27 protein-coding genes, 1 pseudogene and 1 riboswitch are annotated in these 22,708 nt (G+C 69.9%); of the genes and pseudogenes, 25 read left to right on the top strand and 3 right to left on the bottom strand.

Going from position 1 to position 22,708, the window contains the following annotated elements; all coding sequences use genetic code 11:
• The 13 genes from ABYE80_RS05100 to ABYE80_RS05040 all read left to right on the top strand — a co-directional run.
• Nucleotides 1-450, top strand: a 450-nt coding sequence (locus ABYE80_RS05100; protein ID WP_372789177.1) for a methylmalonyl-CoA mutase family protein, incomplete at its 5' end; no start/stop codon positions are given.
• 2 nt (nt 451-452) lie between these two features.
• Nucleotides 453-803, top strand: coding sequence for a plastocyanin/azurin family copper-binding protein (locus ABYE80_RS05095; protein WP_372789176.1), 351 nt, complete (start codon nt 453-455; stop codon nt 801-803).
• Between the two features lie 194 nt (nt 804-997).
• The gene (locus tag ABYE80_RS05090; protein WP_372789175.1) at nt 998-1,414 is read left to right on the top strand and encodes a cobalamin B12-binding domain-containing protein; all 417 of its coding nucleotides are present in this window, start codon (nt 998-1,000) and stop codon (nt 1,412-1,414) included.
• 117 nt (nt 1,415-1,531) lie between these two features.
• Nucleotides 1,532-2,320 (top strand): electron transfer flavoprotein subunit beta/FixA family protein, encoded by a 789-nt coding sequence (locus ABYE80_RS05085; protein ID WP_372789174.1) that lies wholly within the window; start codon nt 1,532-1,534, stop codon nt 2,318-2,320.
• 13 nt (nt 2,321-2,333) lie between these two features.
• Nucleotides 2,334-3,305: an electron transfer flavoprotein subunit alpha/FixB family protein gene (locus ABYE80_RS05080; RefSeq protein WP_372789173.1), complete on the top strand. Its 972-nt coding sequence runs from the start codon at nt 2,334-2,336 to the stop codon at nt 3,303-3,305.
• Between the two features lie 6 nt (nt 3,306-3,311).
• Nucleotides 3,312-5,063, top strand: coding sequence for a 4Fe-4S dicluster domain-containing protein (locus ABYE80_RS05075; RefSeq protein ID WP_372789172.1), 1,752 nt, complete (start codon nt 3,312-3,314; stop codon nt 5,061-5,063).
• 127 nt (nt 5,064-5,190) lie between these two features.
• Nucleotides 5,191-5,424, top strand: coding sequence for a 50S ribosomal protein L31 (gene rpmE, locus ABYE80_RS05070; protein WP_372789171.1), 234 nt, complete (start codon nt 5,191-5,193; stop codon nt 5,422-5,424).
• A gap of 81 nt (nt 5,425-5,505) precedes the next feature.
• The gene (gene prfA, locus ABYE80_RS05065) at nt 5,506-6,558 is read left to right on the top strand and encodes a peptide chain release factor 1 (RefSeq protein WP_372789170.1); all 1,053 of its coding nucleotides are present in this window, start codon (nt 5,506-5,508) and stop codon (nt 6,556-6,558) included.
• Nucleotides 6,559-6,566: 8 nt separating this feature from the next.
• Complete coding sequence (gene prmC, locus ABYE80_RS05060) at nt 6,567-7,412, top strand: peptide chain release factor N(5)-glutamine methyltransferase (RefSeq protein WP_372789169.1); 846 nt, start codon at nt 6,567-6,569, stop codon at nt 7,410-7,412.
• A 70-nt stretch (nt 7,413-7,482) separates the two neighbouring features.
• Nucleotides 7,483-8,103 carry an L-threonylcarbamoyladenylate synthase gene (locus tag ABYE80_RS05055; RefSeq protein ID WP_372789178.1) on the top strand — a complete coding sequence of 207 codons (621 nt, stop codon included), beginning with the start codon at nt 7,483-7,485 and terminating at the stop codon, nt 8,101-8,103.
• A 65-nt stretch (nt 8,104-8,168) separates the two neighbouring features.
• Nucleotides 8,169-8,606 (top strand): ribose 5-phosphate isomerase B, encoded by a 438-nt coding sequence (rpiB, locus tag ABYE80_RS05050; protein ID WP_372789168.1) that lies wholly within the window; start codon nt 8,169-8,171, stop codon nt 8,604-8,606.
• Nucleotides 8,607-8,630: 24 nt separating this feature from the next.
• Nucleotides 8,631-8,740: riboswitch (ZMP/ZTP riboswitch) on the top strand.
• Nucleotides 8,741-8,777: 37 nt separating this feature from the next.
• Entirely contained in the window at nt 8,778-10,076 is a 1,299-nt protein-coding gene (gene glyA, locus ABYE80_RS05045; protein ID WP_372789167.1) for a serine hydroxymethyltransferase, read from the top strand.
• A gap of 80 nt (nt 10,077-10,156) precedes the next feature.
• Nucleotides 10,157-11,365, top strand: coding sequence for an MraY family glycosyltransferase (locus ABYE80_RS05040; protein ID WP_372789166.1), 1,209 nt, complete (start codon nt 10,157-10,159; stop codon nt 11,363-11,365).
• 13 nt (nt 11,366-11,378) lie between these two features.
• Here the strand turns inward: ABYE80_RS05040 and ABYE80_RS05035 are convergent, their stop codons facing one another.
• Nucleotides 11,379-11,993 (bottom strand): TetR/AcrR family transcriptional regulator, encoded by a 615-nt coding sequence (locus ABYE80_RS05035; RefSeq protein ID WP_372789165.1) that lies wholly within the window; start codon nt 11,991-11,993, stop codon nt 11,379-11,381.
• Nucleotides 11,994-12,159: 166 nt separating this feature from the next.
• On the opposite strand from ABYE80_RS05035, the gene ABYE80_RS05030 reads away from it, so the two are divergent.
• The 12 genes from ABYE80_RS05030 to atpC all read left to right on the top strand — a co-directional run bounded on the left by ABYE80_RS05030 (nt 12,160) and on the right by atpC (nt 21,806).
• Entirely contained in the window at nt 12,160-13,107 is a 948-nt protein-coding gene (locus tag ABYE80_RS05030; RefSeq protein WP_372789164.1) for a hypothetical protein, read from the top strand.
• Nucleotides 13,107-13,511, top strand: coding sequence for a cupin domain-containing protein (locus tag ABYE80_RS05025; protein WP_372789163.1), 405 nt, complete (start codon nt 13,107-13,109; stop codon nt 13,509-13,511). Before ABYE80_RS05030 ends, ABYE80_RS05025 begins: the two co-directional genes overlap by 1 nt.
• Nucleotides 13,501-14,448 (top strand): hypothetical protein, encoded by a 948-nt coding sequence (locus tag ABYE80_RS05020; RefSeq protein WP_372789162.1) that lies wholly within the window; start codon nt 13,501-13,503, stop codon nt 14,446-14,448. The genes ABYE80_RS05025 and ABYE80_RS05020 overlap by 11 nt, the downstream gene beginning before the upstream one ends.
• A 174-nt stretch (nt 14,449-14,622) precedes the next feature.
• Nucleotides 14,623-14,988 carry a hypothetical protein gene (locus ABYE80_RS05015; RefSeq protein WP_372789161.1) on the top strand — a complete coding sequence of 122 codons (366 nt, stop codon included), beginning with the start codon at nt 14,623-14,625 and terminating at the stop codon, nt 14,986-14,988.
• Nucleotides 14,985-15,875, top strand: a complete 891-nt coding sequence (gene atpB / locus ABYE80_RS05010) for a F0F1 ATP synthase subunit A (RefSeq protein ID WP_372789160.1) — start codon at nt 14,985-14,987, stop codon at nt 15,873-15,875. Before ABYE80_RS05015 ends, atpB begins: the two co-directional genes overlap by 4 nt.
• A 30-nt stretch (nt 15,876-15,905) precedes the next feature.
• A complete protein-coding gene (gene atpE, locus ABYE80_RS05005) occupies nt 15,906-16,187 on the top strand; it encodes an ATP synthase F0 subunit C (protein WP_372789159.1) in 282 nt (93 codons plus the stop codon).
• A gap of 6 nt (nt 16,188-16,193) precedes the next feature.
• Nucleotides 16,194-16,778, top strand: coding sequence for a F0F1 ATP synthase subunit B (gene atpF, locus ABYE80_RS05000; RefSeq protein WP_372789158.1), 585 nt, complete (start codon nt 16,194-16,196; stop codon nt 16,776-16,778).
• A gap of 3 nt (nt 16,779-16,781) precedes the next feature.
• The gene (gene atpH, locus ABYE80_RS04995; protein WP_372789157.1) at nt 16,782-17,312 is read left to right on the top strand and encodes an ATP synthase F1 subunit delta; all 531 of its coding nucleotides are present in this window, start codon (nt 16,782-16,784) and stop codon (nt 17,310-17,312) included.
• 30 nt (nt 17,313-17,342) lie between these two features.
• Complete coding sequence (gene atpA, locus ABYE80_RS04990; protein WP_372789156.1) at nt 17,343-18,947, top strand: F0F1 ATP synthase subunit alpha; 1,605 nt, start codon at nt 17,343-17,345, stop codon at nt 18,945-18,947.
• 32 nt (nt 18,948-18,979) lie between these two features.
• Nucleotides 18,980-19,882 carry an ATP synthase F1 subunit gamma gene (atpG, locus tag ABYE80_RS04985; RefSeq protein ID WP_372789155.1) on the top strand — a complete coding sequence of 301 codons (903 nt, stop codon included), beginning with the start codon at nt 18,980-18,982 and terminating at the stop codon, nt 19,880-19,882.
• A gap of 92 nt (nt 19,883-19,974) precedes the next feature.
• Nucleotides 19,975-21,375 carry a F0F1 ATP synthase subunit beta gene (gene atpD / locus ABYE80_RS04980; protein ID WP_372789154.1) on the top strand — a complete coding sequence of 467 codons (1,401 nt, stop codon included), beginning with the start codon at nt 19,975-19,977 and terminating at the stop codon, nt 21,373-21,375.
• A 5-nt stretch (nt 21,376-21,380) separates the two neighbouring features.
• The gene (gene atpC / locus ABYE80_RS04975) at nt 21,381-21,806 is read left to right on the top strand and encodes an ATP synthase F1 subunit epsilon (protein WP_372789153.1); all 426 of its coding nucleotides are present in this window, start codon (nt 21,381-21,383) and stop codon (nt 21,804-21,806) included.
• A 78-nt stretch (nt 21,807-21,884) separates the two neighbouring features.
• On the opposite strand, the gene ABYE80_RS04970 is transcribed toward atpC, so the two are convergent.
• Both ABYE80_RS04970 and ABYE80_RS04965 read right to left on the bottom strand, forming a co-directional pair.
• Nucleotides 21,885-22,472, bottom strand: coding sequence for a hypothetical protein (locus ABYE80_RS04970; RefSeq protein WP_372789152.1), 588 nt, complete (start codon nt 22,470-22,472; stop codon nt 21,885-21,887).
• Between the two features lie 43 nt (nt 22,473-22,515).
• Nucleotides 22,516-22,708: pseudogene (locus ABYE80_RS04965) on the bottom strand (saccharopine dehydrogenase); the annotation flags it as partial.

Here is a 22,708-nt window from a genome sequence, read left to right as displayed (position 1 = left end):
GCCCTCACCGACCGCATGGAGGAGATGGCCTACGAGTACTTCGCCAAGATCGACGAGCTCGGCGGGATGGTCGACGCGGTGAAGCAGAACTACCCGCAGCGGGAGATCGCCGACGCCAGCTTCGCGCTGCAGTGCGAGATCGAGGATCACAAGCGCATCGTGGTCGGCGTCAACTCCTACACGGAGGGTGACGACGGCGCGATGCCGATCCTGAAGGTCGACCCGGCACTCGAGCGCAAGCAGATCGACCGCGTCCAGGGGGTGCGGGCGCGCCGGGACTCCGCCGCGGTCGAGTCCGCGCTCGTCCGGCTCAAGGACGCGGCCGCGACACCCGATCAGAACCTCATGCCGCTCCTGCTGGATGCGGCTAGGGTGTCCGCGACGGAGGGCGAGCTCGTCGAGGCCCTGCAGGACGTGTTCGGAAACTACACCGAGGCACCGGTCTTCTAGCCATGCACACCAGGTTGATCGTCTTCACCGCGCTGGTCACGGTCGCCGCCGGCGGCGCGGGCGTCTCGGTCTCGGCCGCCGCCAAGGGCAAGACCCGCACCGTGAAGGCGACCGACAGCGACCGCTGGTCGCCGCGGAGCCTCACGGCTCGTAAGGGCGACACGATCCGCTTCACCTGGAGGACGGCGGCGCCGCACAACGTCCGCAAGACGTCCGGTCGCGGGTCGGTCAAGGGCGGCGCCCGGATCCGCAGCACGGGATCGGCCACGTTCAAGGTGCCGGCCAAGGGCACCTATCGCTTCATCTGCGACGTGCACCCGGTGACCATGAAGTTCACCCTCCGGGCCCGCTAGGGACCCCTCGGGCGGCGGCGGGGCTGCCTGGCGCGCGCATGGTCCGAGCGCTGGGTCGCGACCCCTGGCCGGTGCGCCGCGACCCGAGGTAGGTGGACGTCCACGCATCGCCCGCGGGGTCGCGCCCGGGCGGGAGTCATCGTCGCGGATTCCTGACTAGACTTCCGCACGTCCCTTCCCCTCTGGAGCCGTCCATGTCCGCGAGCACCGTGCAGAAGAAGATCCGCGTCGTCGTCGCCAAGCCTGGCCTGGACGGGCACGACCGTGGCGCGAAGATCATCGCTCGCGCCCTGCGCGACGCCGGGATGGAGGTCATCTACACCGGCCTGCACCAGACGCCGGAGCAGATCGTCGAGACGGTCATCCAGGAGGACGCCGATGCGGTCGGCCTCTCGATCCTCTCGGGCGCGCACATGACGCTCGTCCCGCGGATCGTCGAACTGCTCAAGGAGCAGGGCATCGAGGACGTCCTCATCACCGTCGGTGGCACGATCCCGTCCGACGACATCCCCGAGCTCAAGCGGCTCGGCGTGTCGGAGGTCTTCACGCCCGGGGCGCCCACCACCGACATCATCGACTTCATCCAAGGCGCCGTACAGGAACGGGAGTAACCCGCTCCGTAACGTCGCACTGGCGCGCCGGTATGTGATGCCGGTACGCCTCGATTGACTCGTCAGTCAATCAGGTAGGTACACTCCCGAACGTTCGTTGCCACCGAGGAGGCCGCAGTGAAAATCGCCGTCCTGGTCAAAGAGGTCCCGGACGCCGCAGTGCAGAAGCGTGTCGACCCCAACACGGGTCGCATGGATCGCAGCGGCGAGAAGAACCTCAACCCCTACGACACGCACGCCATCGAAGCCGCGATGCAGATCAAGGAAGGCGGCGTAGCCGTCGACGAGATCATCGCCGTCACGATGGGTCCGGAGTCCGCCGTGCGCGCGCTCCACAAGGCCGTGTCCCTGGGCGCTGACCGCTCTGTCCACCTGAGCGATCCGGCCGTCGCCGGGTCCGATGTCGCCGCCACCGGGTACGCGCTCGCGCAGACCCTCAAGCGCGAGAACCCCGACCTCGTCCTCCTCGGCCAGCAGTCCGATGACGGCGAGTGCTACACGATCGGCGCCGTCGTGGCCGAGCACCTGGGTGCTCCGTCGCTCACGCAGGTCATCAAGCTCGACGTCGAGGGCGACACGCTCGTGTGCGAGCGTCAGGCCGAGTACGGGTACGACACCGTCGAGGTCAAGCTCCCCGCCGTCATCTCCGTGGGTGACGCGATCAACGAGCCGCGCTACCCGTCGCTGAAGGCGATCATGGGCGCGAAGAAGAAGCCGCTCGACGCCGTCACCGCGGCGGACGTCGACATCGACGCCTCGAAGGTCGGCGCGGACAACTCCGCCGCGCAGTGGGTCGCCGCCAAGGCCCCGCCGCAGAAGGCCGCCGGCCTGATCATCGAGGACGAGGACACCGCCGAGACGGTCGAGAAGATCGTCGCCTGGCTCGACGAGCGCAAGCTCATCTAAGGAGACAAGAACCATGGCGAACATCCTGGTCTACGCGCTCCACTACGAGGGCGCGATCAACAAGAACTCCCTCGGCGCCGTCAGCGAGGCGTCCAAGCTCGCCGGCGCGATCGGCGGGGAGGCCCACGCGATCCTCATCGGCGACGGTGCCGCTGACGTCGCCGGGCAGCTCGGCAACTTCGGCGCGAAGAAGGTCTACACGGCCGACGCTCCCGCCGGTCTGGCACAGCCCGCCATCGACGCGATGGCCAAGGTCATCGGCGAGGGCGACTACAAGTACGTCCTGTTCGGCGGCGGCCTGCTCGGCTTCGAGATCGGCGCCGGCCTGGCCGCGCGCCTGGGCGCCGGCGTCGCGATGGAGGTCACCGCGGTCCGCGCCGACGGCGGCGAGCTCATCGCCGAGCGCCCGATCCTGGGCGACTCCTCGATCTCCGAGATCAAGTTCCGCTCGCCCGTCGGCATCATCATCGGGCGCCTGAACGCGTTCGAGGCGGTCGAGGGCGGCGGCGACGCCGCGGTGGAGAGCCTCGCCGTCGAGCTGTCCCCGCAGGCCGGTCAGGCCACCCTGCGCACCCGTGGTGAGCAGCGCGGCGCCGACGTCGACATCGAGGGTGCGGACATCCTCGTGGCCGGCGGTCGCGGCCTGGGCAAGGCGGAGGGCTTCGAGCTCTGCGACCAGCTCGCCGCAGCGTTCGGTGGCAACTCGGCCGTCGCCGCGACCCGCGCGGTCGTCGACGCCGGCTGGTATCCGTACGCCGCCCAGATCGGTCAGACCGGCAAGACGGTCGCGCCGAAGCTGTACCTCGCCGCCGGCATCTCCGGGGCGATCCAGCACAAGGTCGGCATGCAGGCCTCGGAGAACATCGTGGCGATCAACAAGGACTCGAACGCCCCGATCTTCGAGTTCTCCGACCTCGGCATCGTGGGCGATCTGAACAAGATCCTCCCGAAGCTGACCGAGGCCATCAAGGCGAAGAAGGGCTAGGACCGCATGGCCGCCACCACGAAGAACGGGAAGGTCGCACCCGCGGCCTTCCCGCCGCCTGTCGACACGCAGGCGGAGTTCATCAAGCGCACGGTCGACCCCGAGGACGAGATCATCGAGGTCGGCGTCGCCATCGTCGGTGGCGGCACCGCGGGTCTCGCCACGGCGAATCGACTGCTGCAGCTGCTCCACGAGGACGCGGAGAACGGCGGCGACGTGATGGAGCGCCTGGGCGAGGTTCCGGTCGCGATCGTCGAGAAGGCGAAGGCCTGCGGCGGGCACACGCTGTCCGGCGCGGTCGTCCGCCCCGAGCCGCTGCTCGAGCTGTTCCCGGACATGACCCGGGAGGACTGGCGCAAGGAGGGCTTCGCCTACGGCGAGGTCCACAAGGAGGCCGTCTACGCGACGCCCACCTCCAAGATCTCCATGCGCATCCCGACCCCGCCGCCGTTCAAGAACCACGGCAACGAGGTCATCTCGGTCTCGAGCCTCGCGCGCTACCAGGCGCGTGTCGCCGAAGAGGCCGGGGCGTACATCCTCACCGAGACCGCCGCGACCCAGCTGCTCGTCGAGGACGGCCGCGTCCGCGGCGTCCGGTCGGGCGACAAGGGCCGCGGCAAGGACGGGCAGCCGCTGGGCAACTTCGAGCCGGGCACCGACATCGTCGCGCAGCACACGGTGCTCGCCGAGGGTTGCTGGGGCCATCTCACCGGCGCCGCGATCCGCGAGTTCGACCTCGCCGAGAACCGTGAGCCGCAGGTCTGGGAGCTCGGGGTCAAGGAGGTCTGGAAGGTCCCCAAGCCGCTGGACCGGCTCATCCACACGATGGGTCCGTGGCCGCTGTCGCTCAGCCCGAAGTACGGGCAGGTCGGCGGGACCTGGATCTATCCCATGAAGGACGAGAAGACCGGTGACGACCTGGTCTCGATCGGGTTCGTCGTCGAGCTCGAGTACGCCGATGCGACCACGTCGCCGCACGACCTGCTCCAGACGTTCAAGACGCACCCGCTCGTCAAGAAGATCCTCGAGGGCGGCGAGCGCGTCGCCTGGGGTGCCAAGGCCCTTCCGGGCGGCGGCTACTGGTCGATGCCGAAGCTGACGATGCCCGGCGCGCTCCTGGTGGGCGACTCCGCCGGCATGGTCGACACCCTGGCACTCAAGGGCGTCCACCACTGCATCAAGTCCGGGATCCTCGCGGGCGAGGCGATCTTCCACGCCCTCAAGACGGGCGAGTCGAGCCTCGAGCCCTACGAGCAGGCGATCGAGGACTCCTCGGTGGGCAAGGAGTTGTGGGAGGTGCGCAACGCGCGCCAGCCGCTCCAGAAGGGCATGGTCCTCGGCGGTCCGCTGTCGGGCCTGCACCAGATCACCAAGGGCAAGATCCCCGGGCGTCTGGCGTGGCACCGCAACGACCACAAGCCGATGTTCATCGGCAAGACCAAGGACCGGTACGTCAAGCCGGACGGGAAGTACACGTTCGACAAGCTGTCCTCCGTCTACATCACGGGCAACGCGACCCGCGATGACGCGCCCAACCACATCCGGGTCCAGAAGAACGTCCCGCGGGAGATCGCGGAGACGTGGGTCTGGATGTGCCCGGCCGGTGTCTACGAGATCCCGGAGGACGAGCCGGAGACCGGGATGGTCGAGGTGGTCGTCAACTACACCAACTGCGTGCAGTGCGGCGCGATCACGGCCAAGGGCGGTCGGCTGACCACGCCCGAGGGCGGCGACGGCCCGCTGTACCAGATCACCTGAGCGCGGCCGTCAGGCCGCAGGAGTGCCGCGATGGGGCGTCCTCGTGACGCCCCGTCGCACGTCATAACGCCACCGACGTCCAGCCGGGATCAAGCCGCTGGACGTCTTCTCTACACTCGGAAGAGTCATGAAAACCGGAATCCACCCCGACTACGTCGAGTCGCACGTCCGCTGCACCTGCGGCAACGAGTTCACGACGCGATCCACCAACCCCGAGATCCACGTCGAGATCTGCTCGAACTGCCACCCGTTCTACACGGGTCGTCAGAAGCTGGTGGACACCGGCGGACGCGTGGAGCGGTTCAAGCGCCGCGCCGCCAAGCGCGCGGCCGATCAGCGCGCCGCCACGCCGAAGAGCTGACGCGCGCCGCCGCGAGGGCGGTCGCACCCTCCGGGACGGCGGGATCCCCGCCGGCCCGGCGGTCGCTACCCTCGACGCCGGATGATCGAGCAGCTTGTCGGACAGATCGAGGCGCGCTTCGCCGACCTCGGCGCCCAGATGGTGGACCCCGAGGTGATCTCGGACCGGCAGCGCTACGCCGCGGTCGGCCGCGAGTACCGTCAGCTGGAGACGGCGGCCAAGCTCGCGGAGGAGTGGCGCCACGCCACCGACGACGTCGCCGGGGCGCAGGAGCTGCTGGCCGAGACGGAGGACGCGGAGGTCCGCGAGATGCTCGATGCCGGGCGTGCTCGCATCGAGGAGCTCGAGGAGGACCTGCGTCTGGCGATGGTCGAGCGCGACCCCAACGACGACAAGAACGTCATCGTCGAGATCCAGGGCGGCGCCGGTGGGGAGGAGGCCGGACTGTGGGCCGGCGACGTCTACCGGATGCTCTCGAAGTACGCCGAGCGCCTCGGCTTCGCCGCCGAGCCGATGGACGTCGGTGACGGCAAGTACACGTTCGCGATCAAGGGCGACGGCGCGTTCAGCGTCTTCAAGTTCGAGGGCGGCACGCACCGCGTCCAGCGCGTCCCCGCGACCGAGTCGCAGGGCCGGATCCACACCTCCACGTGCACCGTGGCGGTGCTGCCGGAGGCCGAGGACGTCGACGTGCAGATCGACCAGAACGACCTGCAGATCGACGTGTACCGCTCCGGTGGACCCGGCGGGCAGTCGGTCAACACGACGGACTCGGCGGTCCGCATCACCCACAAGCCGACGGGCATCGTCGTCGCCATGCAGGACGAGAAGAGCCAACTCCAGAACCGCGAGAAGGCGATGCGCGTGCTCCGGGCGCGGATCTACGAGGCGGCGCTCGCCGAGCAGCAGGCGGCCTGGTCGGCCGACCGCAAGGCACAGGTCGGCACCGGCGACCGCGCGGAGAAGATCCGGACCTACAACTACGGCGAGCGCCGGGTCACCGACCATCGGATCAAGCTGACGGCCCACAACCTCGATGCGGTGCTCGAGGGTGAGCTGGACGAGTTCACCGCCGCGCTGACCGCGGACGAGAAGCGGCGCCTCCTGGAGGCGCAGACCTCCACGTCGTCCTGACGCCCCGCATGGCGTTCTCCGGCGTCCCCATCCGCGAGGCGCTCGACAGCGCCCTCGTCGCGATCCGTGCGACCGGATCCCCGACGGCCCGCCTCGACGCCGAGCTGCTGCTCGCGCACGCCCTGGGCGTCGACCGGGCGCGCCTGCTCCTGGACCGCGACCGGCCGGTGGAGGGCGAGGCGATCAGGGTGTTCCAGGATCTCGTGCGCCGCAGGGCGGTGGGCCGCGAGCCCGTGGCGTACCTCCTCGGCCGCCAGGGCTTCCGCCATCTCGGGCTCGCGGTCGACCCCCGCGTCCTGATCCCGCGCCCGGAGACGGAGCTGCTCGTCGAACTGGCGGTGGCCGCGCTGCCGCAGGGCGCGCGCGTGGTCGACATCGGTACCGGCAGCGGCGCGATCGCGCTGGCGTTGAAGGACGAGCGTCCCGATCTCGACGTGCACGCGACCGACGTGAGCGGCGATGCACTGGATGTCGCCCGGGCCAACGCGGCGCGGCTGGGCCTCGAGGTCACGTTCTGGCGGGCGGACCTGCTCGACGGTCCCGTGGGCATGGAGGCGTTCGACGCGATGGTGTCCAACCCGCCGTACGTGGCCGAGGCCGACCGAGGCACCCTGATGCGCGACGTCGTCGACCACGAGCCGCCGAGCGCGCTCTTCGCCGGAGCGGAAGGCCTCGACGTCATCCGCCGGCTGGTGATCGGAGCCGCCGACCATCAGATCCCGTGGGTCGCCCTCGAGCACGGGATGGGACAGCGGGAGCAGGTCCTCGCCCTGGCCCGCGACGCGGGCTACCCCACGGTGACGGGCCATGACGATCTCGCGGGCATCGACCGCGTGGCCGTCGCGTCGCGGTGACCGGGGGCCGCACCGCCCGGGCCGGTCGGCTCCGCCCGGCCGGGGCTCGTACCCTTGGACGGTGACCCCGATGCTGACCTCGGCCGATGCGAAGACGTTCGAGCGCTGCATGTCGGTCGGGGGCGTCGCCGTGTTCCCCGCCGACACGGTCTACGGCCTCGCGTGCGATCCGCAGGACAAGGAGGCGTTCCGCCGGATGTACGCGCTGAAGGGCCGGGTGCCGGACAAGCCCTCCGCCGTCCTGTTCTTCCAGACCGAGCTGGCCCTGAGCGCGCTGCCGGAGCTCGGGGAGCGGACCGCGGCCGCCGTGCGGGCGCTCGTGCCCGGCGCGGTCACGTTGGTGCTGCCCAACCCGGCGCGACGCTTCCCGCTCGCGTGCGGGCCGACGCCCGAGGTGCTCGGCCTGCGGGTCCCCGCCCTGGGCGCCGCGGCGGCGGCGCTCCACGAGGTGCGATGGCCGGTCGTGCAGTCGAGCGCCAACCCCTCGGGGGGACCGGACGCCCGCCGTGTCGCGGACGTCGATCCGCGGCTGCGGGAGGGCGTCGACCTCGTGCTGGACGCGGGTGAGCTGCCGGGGACGCCCTCGACGGTGATCGACCTCGTCGCGTTCGAGGCGCAGGGGAGCTGGCGGATCCTGCGCCACGGGGCGGTGGGGGAGGACGTCGTCGCGGCGGCGCTCGCCGACGCGTGACGCAGCGCGGGAACCGCCCGGGGTCACGTCTCCCACGCCGCGGCCGGGACGACTACGATCGCCCCATGCGCATCGCCGTCGGCTCCGACCACGCCGGATTCCATCTCAAGCAGCACGTCGCCACCGCTCTGCAGGCGGCCGGACACGAGGTGCTCGACGTGGGGACGACCTCCCCCGACTCCGTCGACTACCCCGAGTACGCGCGCGAGGCGGCGGACCTCGTGGCCCAGGGCCGCGCCGACCGCGGGGTGATCGCCTGTGGCTCCGGGGTGGGGGTCGCGATCGTGGCCAACAAGGTGGCCGGAATCCGCGCGGTCAACGCCCACGACCCGCAGGAGGCCGAGATGAGCCGCCGGCACAACGACGCGAACGTGGTCACGCTGTCCGGTGCGCGGCTCGCACCGGCCGACGCCGACGCGATCGTCCGGACGTTCCTCGGCACCGAGTTCGAGGGCGGCCGTCACGCCCGTCGCGTGGGCCAGATCTCCGACATCGAGTCCTGATACCACCAGCCCAGGTGGTACCGTCAGTGCCGTCGCGACTGGCGCAGCCGCGACGGCCGACCGGCCGTCCGACGAGGTGGGACAGACCACCAGGGAGCGACGAGACACGACCGCCGCGCGCCTGGGCATCCCACCGAACCGACCGCCGCCAAACCCGGAGGAGTCTCGCCCGTGACCGACCTGCCGCCCGACTACTTCAACCGCTCGATCGCCGAGATCGACCCGGAGATCGCCGAGGCGATCGGTCTCGAGCTCCGGCGCCAGCAGCGCACCCTGGAGATGATCGCCAGCGAGAACTTCGTTCCGCAGGCCGTCCTCGAGGCGCAGGGCAGCGTGCTGACCAACAAGTACGCCGAGGGTTACCCGGGGCGCCGCTACTACGGCGGCTGCGAACACGTCGACGTGATCGAGCAGCTCGCGATCGACCGCGCCAAGGAGCTGTTCGGCGCCGAGCACGCGAACGTCCAGCCGCACGCCGGTGCGCAGACCAACTCCTGCGTCTACCACGCGCTGCTGCAGCCCGGCGACACGATCATGGGCCTCGCGCTCCCGCACGGCGGGCACCTCTCGCACGGCATGAAGCTCAACGTGTCGGGGCGCCTGTACGACGTCGCTCCCTACGAGGTGAGCCCCGAGACCGGGTTGATCGACATGGACGAGGTGCAGCGCCTCGCGCACGAGCGCTCGCCGAAGCTCATCATCGCCGGGTGGTCCGCGTACCCGCGCCAGCTCGACTTCGCCCGCTTCCGCGCGATCGCCGACGAGGTGGGCGCCCTCCTGCTGGTCGACATGGCGCACTTCGCCGGCCTCGTGGCGGGCGGCGTGCACCCCAACCCCGTGCCGTACGCCGATGTCGTGACCACCACCGTCCACAAGACGCTGGGTGGCGCCCGCGGCGGGCTCATCCTCTGCAAGGAGGAGCACCAGAAGAAGATCGACAGCGCGGTGTTCCCCGGCCAGCAGGGCGGGCCGCTGGAGCACGTCATCGCCGGGAAGGCCATCGCGTTCAAGATCGCCATGAGCGAGGCGTTCCGCGAGCGGCAGCGTCGTACGGTCGCCGGTGCGCAGGCCGTGGCGGCCGAACTTCTGCGTGCGCATGCCACCGAGCACGGCGTCAACGTGCTGACCGGCGGCACCGACGTACACCTGGTGCTCGTGGACCTTCGCGAAAGCGAGTTGGACGGGCAGATGTCCGAGGACCGGCTGCACGAGATCGGCATCACGGTCAACCGCAACGCGGTTCCGTTCGACCCGCGTCCACCGATGATCACCAGCGGCCTGCGGGTCGGCGCGCCGGCCCTCGCCACGCGCGGCCTGCAGACCGAGGACTTCTCCGAGGTGGGGTCGATCATCGCCACCGCACTGACGCCGGAGTTCGAGGCGCGCAAGGCGGAGCTCGCCGAACGCGTGAGCGCGGTCGCCGACAAGTACCCCCTCTACGAGCATCTCACCGCACGCGTCACGGCCTGAGCCGGTGCGCGCACGAACGTGACCCCGCACTCCCCGGCCGCGAGCCGTGCCGGGGAGCCGTCTAGGCTTCGCGAGGTCCGATGACCGAGCTCGACGCCGTCTTCGCCCTGGTGGCGGCCTTCGCGGTCGCGGCCGCCGCGACCCCGCTGAGCTCACGGTTCGCGCGCGCCGTCGGCGCGGTCGACCAGCCGCGGGAGCGCGGGCTGGCGGTCGGGGAGACGCCCCTGCTGGGCGGGCTCGCGATGCTCGCGGCGATCCTGATCTCGTCGCTGTTGTTCCTGGACTTCGGCGTGGTGCTCGGCGACCGTCTGCGCGGCATCCTGATCGGGGCGGTGGCGATCGCGATCGTCGGTGCGATCGACGACCGGTTCGAGCTGCACGCGGCAGTGAAGCTCCTGGGTCAGATCGGCGCGGCGTCGATCCCGGTCGCGGCCGGCGTCGAGGTCGGCAACATCACCCTCCCCTTCATCGGCGCCGTGGACTTCGGCGGCGCGGGCGCGCCCATCACGGTGGCGGGCATCGTGGCGGTGATGAACGTCGTGAACCTGTCGGACGGGATCGACGGGCTGGCCGCCGGGGTCTGCGCCATCAGCGCGGCCGCGTTCGCGATCATCGCCTTCGACCTGCAGCGCGGCCACGCCGGGGTGCTCGCCGCCGTCACCGCCGGGGCCGCGCTGGGCTTCCTCGTCCACAACTTCCACCCGGCCAGCGCGTTCATGGGCGACTGCGGCTCGAACCTGCTGGGCTTCATGCTCGGCTGCGTCGCGGTCGAGGGAGCTGTCAAGACGCAGGCCGTGCTCGCCCTGGTGTTCCCGCTCGTCGTCCTCGCCGTCCCGTTCCTGGACACGACGTTCGTGGTGCTCAAGCGGCTGAAGTACCGGCGCCCGATCTACTCGGCCGACGCCAACCACTTCCACCATCGCTTCAGTCGCATCGGCTTCAGCCAACGACGGACGGTGCTCTACCTCTACGGGTGGACGATCTGCCTGGCCGGATTCGCGGTCGCGCTGCGGTTCGTGCCCTACTCGGACAACGGGGGCAGGCTCGATCCCCTGTGGAGCAGCGTCCTGGGGGCGCTGGGCCTGCTGGTGCTCGCCGCCAGCTTCTACCTCGTCTACGTCCTGGAGATCCTGAAGTTCAAGCGCCTGAACACGATCCGGCTGCGGCGGGTGCGTCCGGACGTCAGCGACGCCGAGATCGAGGCCGACGTGCAGCGGGCGATGGGCACCGGGGAGATCGACGCGATCCGCCGGGAGACGACGGAGTTCCCGGCCGTGGACGGCCGGTGAGGGTCGCCCGCGCTCAGGCGTCCGGTCGCGCGCCGTGGACCGCGCGCACCCAGATCTCGGTGAGGCCCTCGACGAGCTCCTCGAGGACGAACGGCTCGTCCTGCACGAGCTGCTCGTAGAACGTGCGCTCGGTCATCCACGCGAGGGCGAAGGCCGCCGGCCGGGTGGCGATCGGCGGGGCCCCCTCCGCCTGGGCGCGGTCCATGCGGTCGGCGGCGGCGTCCACGAACCGGCCCAGCAGGGTGCGCCAGAACTCGGCGACCTCGGGTTCGTAGGTGGAGGCTTCGACGATCGCGCGCAGCAGCGGGCCGTGGGCCCGGTAGATCTCGCCGATCCGCTGGAGCGCGGTGCGCATCTCCTCGACGGGGTCGCCGGCTCCCGAGAACCAGATGTCGGCCTGCTCGTAGAGCTGGGCGCTGATCTCCTCCGTGAGCTGCTTCAGGAGGTCCTTCTTGTCCTTGAAGTAGAAGTAGAAGGCCGTCCGCGAGATGCCGGCCCGCGTCGCGATGCGTTCGATGCCGAGATCGGCGAACGACGAGCCTTCCTCGAGCAGGGACTCGGTGGCGAGCAGCACCGACGCCTGGACGGCGGCCCGCTTGCTGGAGGTCTCCTTCGGCGTCGAGGCCATCGGCGCCAGCCTACCGCGCGGAGAGGAGCCTGACCCGCTCTCCGGGCACGACGGAGGGGCCTCCGCGCGACGGTTCCCCTTTGGGTCCCGTCGGGAGACCTGCCACCATCCCGGCTGCGTTCCGGACGGCCCCGTAACTCGCCGTCGCCCGGGCCGTTGTCCGACCATGATGCCGCGACCGATCCGTCACACCGCCGCGATGATCCTCCTCGCGCTGCTGCTCGTGGGGGCCGGCGCATCCACCGCGAGCGCGAAGCCGCTCGTCGGGATCGCGGACCAGAAGGCCGACATGTTCACCGACCCGCGGTTCCTCGATCTCGGGATCAGGACCGCGCGCGTCTACGTGCCGTACGACGTGACCACCAACCCCCGCCAGCTCGTGAACCTCGATCGCTGGATGGGGGCGGCGAAGGCGGCCGGGGTCGCGCCGCTGGTGACCATGGAACGGTCCAGCGACCGGCGCAAGCGCGGCCGGGCGCCCTCGGTGACGACCTATCGGCGCCAGGTCCGCAAGCTGCGGCGGCGCTACCCGTTCGCCCGCGCCTACTCGGTGTGGAACGAGGCCAACCACGGGGGGCAGCCGCTGTCCCGGCGCCCGGACCTGGCCGCCCGCTACTACCGCGTGCTCGTGCAGGAGTGCAAGGGGTGCACGATCCTGGCGGCGGATCTCCTGGACCAGCCCAACATGACCTCGTGGGCCACCCGCTTCGTCAAGGCGCTGGGCCGCCAGCCGAAGTACTGGGGACTGCACAACTACCTCGACGCGAACCGTCTGTCGACGAAGGGGACCCGGAAGCTCCTGCGGGCGGTCGAGGGTCAGGTGTGGCTGACCGAGACGGGAGGGGTGGTGGCACGCCGCAACGGGTCGAAGGTGAAGTTCAAGGGAACCGGGGTAGGACACGCCCGGGCGGTGACGAAGTTCGTGCTCACGAAGCTCGCGAAGGTCAGCCCGCGGATCTCCCGCATCTACCTCTACCACTGGAACTCGCAGACGAAGATGGACTCCTGGGACTCGGCCTTCATCGCGTTCGACGGCTCCGAACGACCGTCGCTCGACGTGCTGCGGTCCTATCTCGGGCGTCCGCTCGGACCGCCGAAGGGACCCGCCGCCTGATGCACGTCGCGAACCTGGGGGACTGCGAGCCGTTCACGACGCTCGACGGCTCGATCATCCGCGAGGTCTGCGGGCCCGCCTGGACGCCGGCCCGCAACCAGAGCCTGGCCGAGGCGACCGTCCCGGCCGGGACGCAGACCGTCGCGCACTACCACGTGCGATCCGAGGAGCTCTACTTCTTCACCTCCGGGTTCGGGCGGCTGCGCGTCGGGAGCGAGACGCGTGCGGTCCGTCCCGGGGACTGCGCGGTGATCCCGCCCGGGGTCGAGCACCAGCTGCTGGCCGACGAGTCCGGTCCGCTGGTCCTGCTCTGCTGCTGCGCGCCCGCCTACAGCGACGAGGACACCGTGCTGACCGGGGCGCCCCCCGCACCACCCGAGGGTCCCCGGCCTGATGCCGCGTAAGGTCCTGCTGGTCCTCGGGCTTCTGCTCGTCCTCGCCGCGCCTGCGCCCGCCCACGCGCTGAGCCCCAGCGTCACCGTCGGGATCGGGGATCAGAAGCCCGGCATGTTCTTCGACGAGCGCTTCACGAAGCTCGGCATCGCGGACGCCAGGATCGTGGTGCCCTGGGACTGGCGCACGATCCGCTGGCAGGCCGGCGAGGTCGACGCCTGGATGAAGGCCGCGCAGCGGTTCGGCGTCCGGACGCTCGTGACGTTCTCGCACTCGCGGGGCAAGGGCCGGCGACGGGTCCTGCCGAAGCCCGAGCGGTTCAAGCTCGAGTTCCGGAAGTTCCGTCGCAAGTACCCGTGGGCCAAGACCTTCACGGTCTGGAACGAGGCCAACCACTGCGGCGAGCCGACGTGCCGGCGCCCGAAGCTGATCGCCGCCTACTACCGCAAGCTGCGCCAGGCCTGCAAGCACTGCACCCTGATCCCGGCGGAACTGCTGGACACGCCCAACATGGTCCGGTACGCCCGCGACGTGCGGCGGGCGATGCGGTTCGAGCCGAAGATCTGGGGCCTTCACAACTACGTCGACGTGAACCGCCGGTCGACGAGGCGCACGCGGCAGCTGCTGCGCGCCGTCAAGGGCAGGATCTGGCTCACCGAGACCGGCGGCATCGTCAAGCGACGCAACCGCCGCAAGGAGACGATCGGGTTCCGCGAGGGCACCAAGCACGCGGCCCGCGTGACCCGCTTCGTCTTCCGGGACGTCGTGGGCCTGAGCAGCAGGATCCAACGCGTCTACCTCTACCACTGGGACACGAACACCAGCGGACCGAAGGACAGCTGGGACTCCGCCCTGATCGGCCCCAGGGGCCCACGTCCGGCCTTCTCGGTGCTCAAGTGGACGCTCAAGCGCCAGCGCGTGCTGCGCGCTCGGGCGCGCGGGGGCTGATCCCGCTCGCAGCGAGTGTCACAAAGTTGTTACAAGCTCGCGCGATCCGCTAGTCTCCCGCGCGTCGTCGCCACCACTGTCCCCGAAGTGGCTTCGGCAGAGCCCGCGCGATGCGCGGGCTTCGCACGTCCAGGGAGCAGCGCACACGGCTCCCATGCCCATCCAGGAACTCCGATGACCCCTCTCCGACTCGCCGACATCGTCGTGGTGCCAGTCACGGCACCCGTGGTGATCCTGCTCGGAGCCCCCGCGCTGGGCATCACCGCCGGCGCGCTGGTCTGGGTCGTCCAGCGTCTTGCAGAGCTGTTCCTGGAGCGTCACGCACGCGCTCAGGAGAACGTCCGGACCGCCGTCGGACTCAATCTCGGGGGGGTCGTAGGACGCGCTTGGCTCGTAGCCCTTACGATCCTCGCCGTCGGAACCGCCGGAGCACGGGAAGACGGGCTTGCCGCCGCCGTTCTCGTCTTCGTCGCCTTCACGCTCTACTTCATCAACTCGCTGCTCGCACGTTCGTTCGAGAGGAACTCCGTCCCGTCATGACGACCAAAGCCAAAGTGGGCATCGGCCTCGGCCTCTACGTCGGCACCATCGTCCTGTTCGCGATCATCTTCGGCTGGTCGCGCTCCGACAACGATGCCTTCAAGCCGCAGGAGGAGTTCCGGCTCGACGCCTGGTTCTCCATCGGGCCGCTGGACTTCACCAAGGCGACGATGTACGTGCTGCTGGCGGCGATCTTCATGTGCGCGACGATGATCTACATCGCGCGGCGCATGAAGCAGAAGCCCAACCGCGTGCAGACGCTGATGGAGCTGGCCTACTCGCTGATGCGGGACAACATCACGCGCTCCAACATGGAGCCGTCGATGGCCGCCAAGTGGTTCCCGTTCGTCGCATCCCTGTTCCTCTTCATCTGGTTCTCGAACATGCTCGGGTACATCCCGCTGCCGACGAACACGCACGAGAAGGTGAACATCTTCGGCGCCGAGGTCCCCTCGTTCGCCCTCTACGCGGCCACCGCGAACCTCTCGATCCCGCTCGTCCTCGCGCTCGTCGTCTGGATCGTCTACAACGCGGTCGGCGTGCGCGAGAAGGGCTTCGGCGGCTACATCAAGAGCTTCATCCCCGCCGGTGTGCCCGGTTTCCTGCGCGGCCCGATCCTCGTGCTCGAGCTCATGTCGAACTTCATGCGGCTGATCTCGCTGTCGGTCAGGCTCTTCGCGAACATCCTCGCGGGCCACCTCATCATCTTGTTCATGGGCGGGGCGCTCGTCGTCCTCCTCGGGATCGAGGCGCTCGGCGTCGTGACGTTCCCGATGGCGGTCGCCCTCTTCATGTTCGAGGTCGGCCTGGTCGCAACGCTGCAGGCCTTCATCTTCGCCACGCTCACGGCCATCTACCTCGGCGGCGCAGCCGCCGACCACCACTAAGACACCCGTCGCAACCAAGGAGAAACTGACATGGACCTCAGCACCATCACCGTGCTCGCGCAGGCCGCCACGGACCCCGAGGCCTACGGCGCCAACGCCGGTCGCGCCATCGCGCTGGGCGTGGGCGGCGGGCTCGGCGCCGTCGGCGCCGGCATCGGCATCGGACAGATCTTCGGCAAGGTCATCGAGTCCGTCACGCGCCAGCCGGAGATGAAGGACGAGATCACCTCGATCCAGTGGCTCGGCTTCGCGCTCTGCGAGGCGTGCTTCTTCTACGGGCTCGTCGCGGGCCTCATCGCGTTCTTCCTCTAGACCGCGATGCTCGCTGCCATCACCACCACCGTCCTGGCTGCCACCGAGGGTGGCGCCGAGGCGGCTGAAGAGGGCGGGAGCTTCCTCGTCGAGCCCGGCGTCGGGCTCATGGTCTGGACGCTGCTGATCTTCGGCGTGTCCATGCTCCTGCTCTACAAGCTCGCCTTCCCGGCGATCGCGGCGGCGCTCGACAAGCGCCAGAAGATGATCGAGGACTCGATCACGTCCGCCGAGACCACCAAGGCGGAGGCCAACCAGCTGCTCGAGGAGTACCGCGAGCGTCTGAAGGAGGCCCGCGCCCAGGCCGACGACATCGTCGCCCGTGCCCACAAGGCCGGCGAGGAGGAGAAGCGCGCCGCGACCGAGGACGGTCGCGAGAAGGGCGCCGAGATCATCGCTCAGGCCCGCAAGGAGATCGAGGTGGAGACCCGCAAGGCGATCCAGGACATCCGCAAGGAAGTCGCCAACCTCACGGTCGCGGCCACCGAGAAGGTCACGCGGAAGTCGCTGACCGAGGAGGATCAGCGCCGCCTCGTGGAGGAAGCGCTCGGCGAGCTGGACTTCTCGGCACTGAGCGGGGAGCGCGCGTAGACCATGGAAGAGATCGCCCGCGTCTACGCCCGCTCGCTGTTCGAGGTCGCCCGCAGTCAGGGCAAGACCGACATCGTGCGTGAGCAGCTCGGCCAGTTCAGCGATGCCGTGTCCGCGAACCGCGACCTGCAGGTGTTCCTGTTCTCGCCCTACTTCTCCACGGAGGAGAAGCTGGACGGGATGAACCGTGCCGTGTCCGACGCGGACCCGATCGTCACCAACGTCCTCGAGCTCCTCGTGGAGAAGCACCGCATGCCGGCGCTCTTCCGCATCCGCCGCGAGTTCGACTCGCTGTGGGAGGACGAGAACAAGCTCCTCCCGGTCGAGATCACGTCGGCCATCGCACTCGACGACGCGCTCGTGGCGCAGCTCAGCGAGCGCATCGGCGCCCAGACCGGCCGCAAGGTCACCCTGACCGCCACGGTCGACCCAGACGTCATCGGCGGCATCGTGATGCGCGTCGGCAACAACATCCTCGACGCGTCCATCCGCACGCGTCTCGAATCCCTTCGCAAGCAGGTCTCTGCCGCGTAGGCAGCGACCACTCCAGGAGACATTACGTCCATGCAGATCAAGCCCGACGAGATCACCAGCATCCTCAAGAGCCGCATCGAGGGCCTCGACGCCGGTTCGGCCGAGCTCACCGAGGTCGGCACCGTCCTGTCCGTCGCGGACGGCATCGCCCGCATCCACGGCCTCGAGAACTGCATGTCCTTCGAGCGTCTCGAGCTCCCGCACGGCGTCACCGGCCTCGCGCTGAACCTCGAGTCCGACAACGTCGGCGCCGTGCTCTTCGGCCCGTGGGAGAAGGTCGTCGAGGGCGACACCGCCAAGCGCACCGGCAAGCTGCTCGAGATCCCGGTCGGCGAGCAGATGCTCGGTCGCATCGTGGACCCGCTCGGCAACCCGCTCGACGGCAAGGGCGACATCACGCCCGACGAGTACCGCCCGGTCGAGTTCAAGGCCCCCGGCGTCGTCGCGCGTCAGCCCGTGAAGGAGCCGCTCCAGACCGGCATCAAGGCGATCGACGCCATGATCCCGATCGGCCGCGGCCAGCGCGAGCTGATCATCGGCGACCGTCAGACCGGCAAGACGGCGATCGCGCTCGACGCGATCATCAACAACAAGGACTCCGGCGTCATCTCGATCTACGTCGCGATCGGCAAGCGCATGGCGACCGTCGTGCAGCTCGCCAAGACGCTCGAGGAGGCCGGCGCGCTGGACAACGCGATCATCGTCGCGGCCCCCGCCAACGAGGCCGCCCCGATCAAGTTCCTGGCTCCCTACGCGGGCTGCGCCATGGGCGAGTTCTTCCTCTACTCGGGCCGTCACGCGCTGACCGTGTACGACGACCTCACCCAGCACGCCTACGCCTACCGTCAGATGTCGCTGCTGCTGCGCCGCCCGCCGGGCCGCGAGGCGTACCCGGGCGACGTCTTCTACCTGCACAGCCGCCTGCTCGAGCGCGCGGTCAAGCTCAACGACGAGCTCGGGGGCGGCTCGATGACGTCGCTGCCGATCATCGAGACGCAGGCGGGCGACGTGTCCGCCTACATCCCGACCAACGTGATCTCGATCACCGACGGGCAGATCTTCCTCGAGCCCAAGCTGTTCAACTCGGGCGTGCGCCCGGCCATCAACGTGGGCATCTCGGTGTCGCGCGTGGGCGGCTCCGCGCAGCTGTCCCCGATGAAGAAGGTCGCCGGCAAGATCAAGGGCGAGCTCTCGCAGTTCCGTGAGCTCGAGGCCTTCGCGCAGTTCGGCTCGGACCTCGACGCCGACACGCAGAAGACCCTGGCCCGCGGTGAGCGCCTCGTGAAGACGCTCAACCAGAACGAGCGTGCCCCGCTGAGCGTCGCCGAGCAGACGATCCAGCTCTACTCCGCGACCAACGGCTACCTGGACCGCGTCTCGGTCGACCGGGTCGCTGAGTTCCTCGAGGGCCTGATCCGTCGCGCCCGCGCGGAGAACGCCGACGTGATCGAGAAGATCAACGGTGGCGACTGGTCCGACGAGACCCAGGCCGCCGTCGAGGAGCTCGCCGCCGGCTGGTCCAAGGACTTCGGCTACGACCTCGACGAGGAGGGTCTGCCGATGGACGAGACCAGCACCGTCAGCTCGGGTGCCGGCGTGGACTCCGCGGCCAACGCCGAGCCGGCCGCCGTCTAGGCGCCCGGACCGGACACCGGAAGAGGAGCGCGATGCCCGCAGACCTCAAAGCACTGAAGAGCCGCGTCGGCTCGGTCAAGAACATCCAGAAGATCACCCGCGCCATGGAGATGGTCGCGGCGGCGCGCCTGCGCCGGGCGGAGCAGCGCATCAGCGCCCTGCGCCCGTACGCGGGCGCCGTGCGCCGCATGGCCCGGCAGGCCTCCGAGGCGGCCGGCAACGTGCCGAACCTGCCCGTGCTCACCGAGCACGAGTCGGTCGACACGGTCGGCATCCTCCTGGTCACCGGTGACCGCGGCCTGGCCGGCGCGTTCAACTCCCAGATCATCCGGGCCGGGCTCAAGGCCGCGGAGGAGCACCGTGCCGCCGGCCGCAAGGTCGTCTGGTACGCGGCAGGCCGTCGCGGCGTCAGCTCGCTCACGTTCCGCAAGCTCCCGATCGAAGGCAGCTACGTCGGGTTCTCCGACCGGCCGGCCTACGCGAACGCCCGGGAGATCGCCGAGCAGCTCATGGCCTCCTACGTGGACGGCCAGCTCGACCAGGTCGACGTCTTCTACAACGGCTACGTGTCGGCACTGACGCAGGTCGTCCGGCGCGAGACGCTGCTGCCGCTGCAGCAGGCCACGATCCTGGAGGAGGCCGAGGTGGACGAGGAGGTCTCCGAGGAGACCGGCCACCACGCCCTCGTCGAGTACGAGCCCGATGCCGACCAGATCCTCGGTCGGCTCGTCCCGGACTACGTGGAGATCTCGGTGTTCCGGGCCCTCCTGGAGTCCACGGCGTCCGAGCACGGCGCGCGCATGACGGCGATGCGCAATGCCTCGGAGAACGCCGGTGACCTGATCAGCAATCTCACCCTGGACATGAACCGCGCCCGTCAGGCCGCGATCACCCAGGAGATCCTCGAGGTCGTCGCGGGCGCCGAAGCGCTCTAGACGCGATGACAGAGGGGGACCCGCCTGCGGCCGTCACGTGACGGCCTCCGGCACCCCTCACGCCAGATTCCACTCCGAACCCGGAAGACACCATGGAAGCCAGCACCCTCACGAAGAACGTCGGCAAGATCGAGGCGATCAAGGGCGTGGTCATCGAGGCCTCGTTCTCCGACACGCTCCCCGAGATCAACAACGCGCTCGAGGCCGACCTCGGCGGCAACACCCTCGTCTTCGAGGTGCAGCAGCACCTCGGTGACGACCGCGTGCGCGCAGTCGCCATGGACGCGACCGACGGCCTCGCCCGCGGCGTCGACATCGTCGACACCGGCGGACCGATCACCGTCCCGGTCGGGGAGATGACCCTCGGGCGCATCTTCAACCTCCTCGGCGAGCCGATCGACGACGGCCCCGCGATCGAGGTCGGCGAGCGTTGGCCGATCCACCGCCCGGCGCCCGACGTCGAGAACCTCACGCCCACCGCGGAGATGTTCGAGACCGGCATCAAGGTCATCGACCTCCTCGCCCCGTACGCCAAGGGCGGCAAGATCGGCCTGTTCGGCGGCGCCGGCGTGGGCAAGACCGTCCTCATCCAGGAGCTCATCCACAACCTCGCCAAGGAGCACGGCGGCCTGTCGGCCTTCTGCGGCGTGGGCGAGCGCTCCCGCGAGGGCAACGACCTCTGGCTCGAGATGAAGGAGTCGGGCGTCATCGACAAGACGATGCTCGTCTTCGGCCAGATGAACGAGCCCCCCGGAGCCCGCATGCGCGTCGCGCTGTCGGGTCTCACGATGGCGGAGTACTTCCGTGAGAAGGGCGGCCAGGACGTGCTCCTGTTCGTCGACAACATCTTCCGCTTCGTCCAGGCCGGCTCCGAGGTCTCGGCGCTCCTGGGCCGCATGCCCTCGCAGGTCGGCTACCAGCCGACCCTCGAGTCGGAGATGGGCCAGCTGCAGGAGCGGATCACCTCGACCCGTGACGGTTCGGTCACCTCGGTGCAGGCGATCTACGTGCCGGCCGACGACCTCACCGACCCGGCTCCGGCCTCGGTGTTCAACCACCTGAACGCCACGACGGTGCTCTCGCGTGCGATCTCCGAGAAGGGGATCTACCCGGCGGTCGACCCGCTGGACTCGACCTCGACGATCCTCAAGGCCGACATCCTGGGTGACGAGCACTTCCAGGTCGCCAACGCGACCAAGGAGCTGCTGCAGCGCTACAAGGAGCTCCAGGACATCATCGCGATCCTCGGCATCGACGAGCTCTCCGAGGAGGACAAGCTCGTCGTCGGCCGTGCGCGGCGCATCGAGCGCTTCCTCTCGCAGCCGTTCCACGTCGCCGAGCAGTTCACCGGCACGCCCGGCTCCTACGTCCCGATCGCCGAGTCGATCCGGGGCTTCAAGGAGATCCTGGAGGGCCAGCACGACGACCTGCCGGAGCGCGCCTTCTACCTGAAGGGCACGATCGACGACGTCGTCGCCGCGGCGAAGGGCTGATCGACGTGGCCCACGCTCCCTTCACGGTCGAGGTGCTGACGCCGGAGGGCGAGGTGTTCTCCGGCGAGGTCGAGATGGTCTCGACCCGCACGGAGACGGGCTCCATCGGCATCCGTGCCAACCACGCACCGCTGCTCGGCATGCTGTCTCCCGCCGAGCTGCGGCTGTACGCCGACGGCGAGGAGAAGCCGCCGGTGCGCTACGCCCAGGGCGAGGGCTACGTCCAGATCGCCGAAGGCAAGGTCCTCATCCTCACCGAGGAGGCCATCAAGCCCGAGGACCTGGACACGACGGACCTGCAGGCCAAGCGCGACAAGGCAGCCAAGGCCGCCGAGGCCGCCGATCCGCAGTCCGAGGCCCAGAAGCTCGCCCTGCGCGATCTGCGTCGCTGGGAGATGTTCCTGCACGTCGCCGCCGGCGACGCCCAGTAGCCCCGCCGGGGCAGGGTCCATGGACCGAAACGCGCCCTGAGGCGTCGTTTCGGTCCACAGACGGTCGCGTGCCCGGGGTCAGCGCGTGAAGGACGTGACCTGCTCCGCCGCCGCTCGCGCACGGGCCGCGGCTTCCTCGGCCCGTGCACGGGCCGCTCGCGCCTCGGCGGCCGCCGCGGCTGCGCGCTCGGCCTCGTCCTGGGCTGCGGCGGCCTCGTCGGCGCGGTACTGCGCCTCCTCCTCGAGCCGGCGAGCCCGCTCGTAGGCCTGGCGCTGCTGCTCCGCGCGGGCCCGACGGACCCGTGAGGCCACGAGCTCGCGGACGTCCACCGTGCCGAGATCCACGCCGTACGTGGTCCGCAGCGCGCACAGTTCGGCCGTGCCCACAGTGCCGTCCTCGGACAGGCCGCCGGCCGCTTCGATCGCGGAGATCCGGTACGGCAGATGGACGCCGTCGTCGGCGAGCGAGGCCTCTTGCAGCGGCACGAGATGCACGCGGCGGGTGAAGCGTCCGCGGCGGATCTCGCCGACGAGCGGCCTGCTGCCGAGGAAGTGGATCTCGCTCAGCTTTCCGACCCTCTCGCCGTCCGCGTCCAGCACGACGCGACCGAGCCACTGCTCGGCCTGCTGAGGGTGGTGTTCTGGGACTCCTCGGGGAACGGTCACGCAGCATCGGTGTACCCGGAACGCTGCGGAACTACCCCGTGGGTCAGTCGCGGTGGATGCCCGCCTCGCGGGCGCCCGCCTCGAGCGCGTCGAGGCCGAAGCCGTCCGCCGGACCCAGCGCCCCGGTCCCCTGCAGACCCCCCGACGCGGCGGTCATGGCGCCCCAGGCGAGGATCTCGGCCGTGAAGGTGTATCCGTTGACCCCGGACAGCCGCACACTGGAGAGCTCGTTGCCG

This window comes from Paraconexibacter sp. (assembly GCF_041602235.1).
Lineage (GTDB): Bacteria > Actinomycetota > Thermoleophilia > Solirubrobacterales > Solirubrobacteraceae > Paraconexibacter.
The sequence above is the reverse complement of the archived record's forward strand: the minus strand, read 5'-3'. Positions and strand labels throughout refer to the sequence as shown.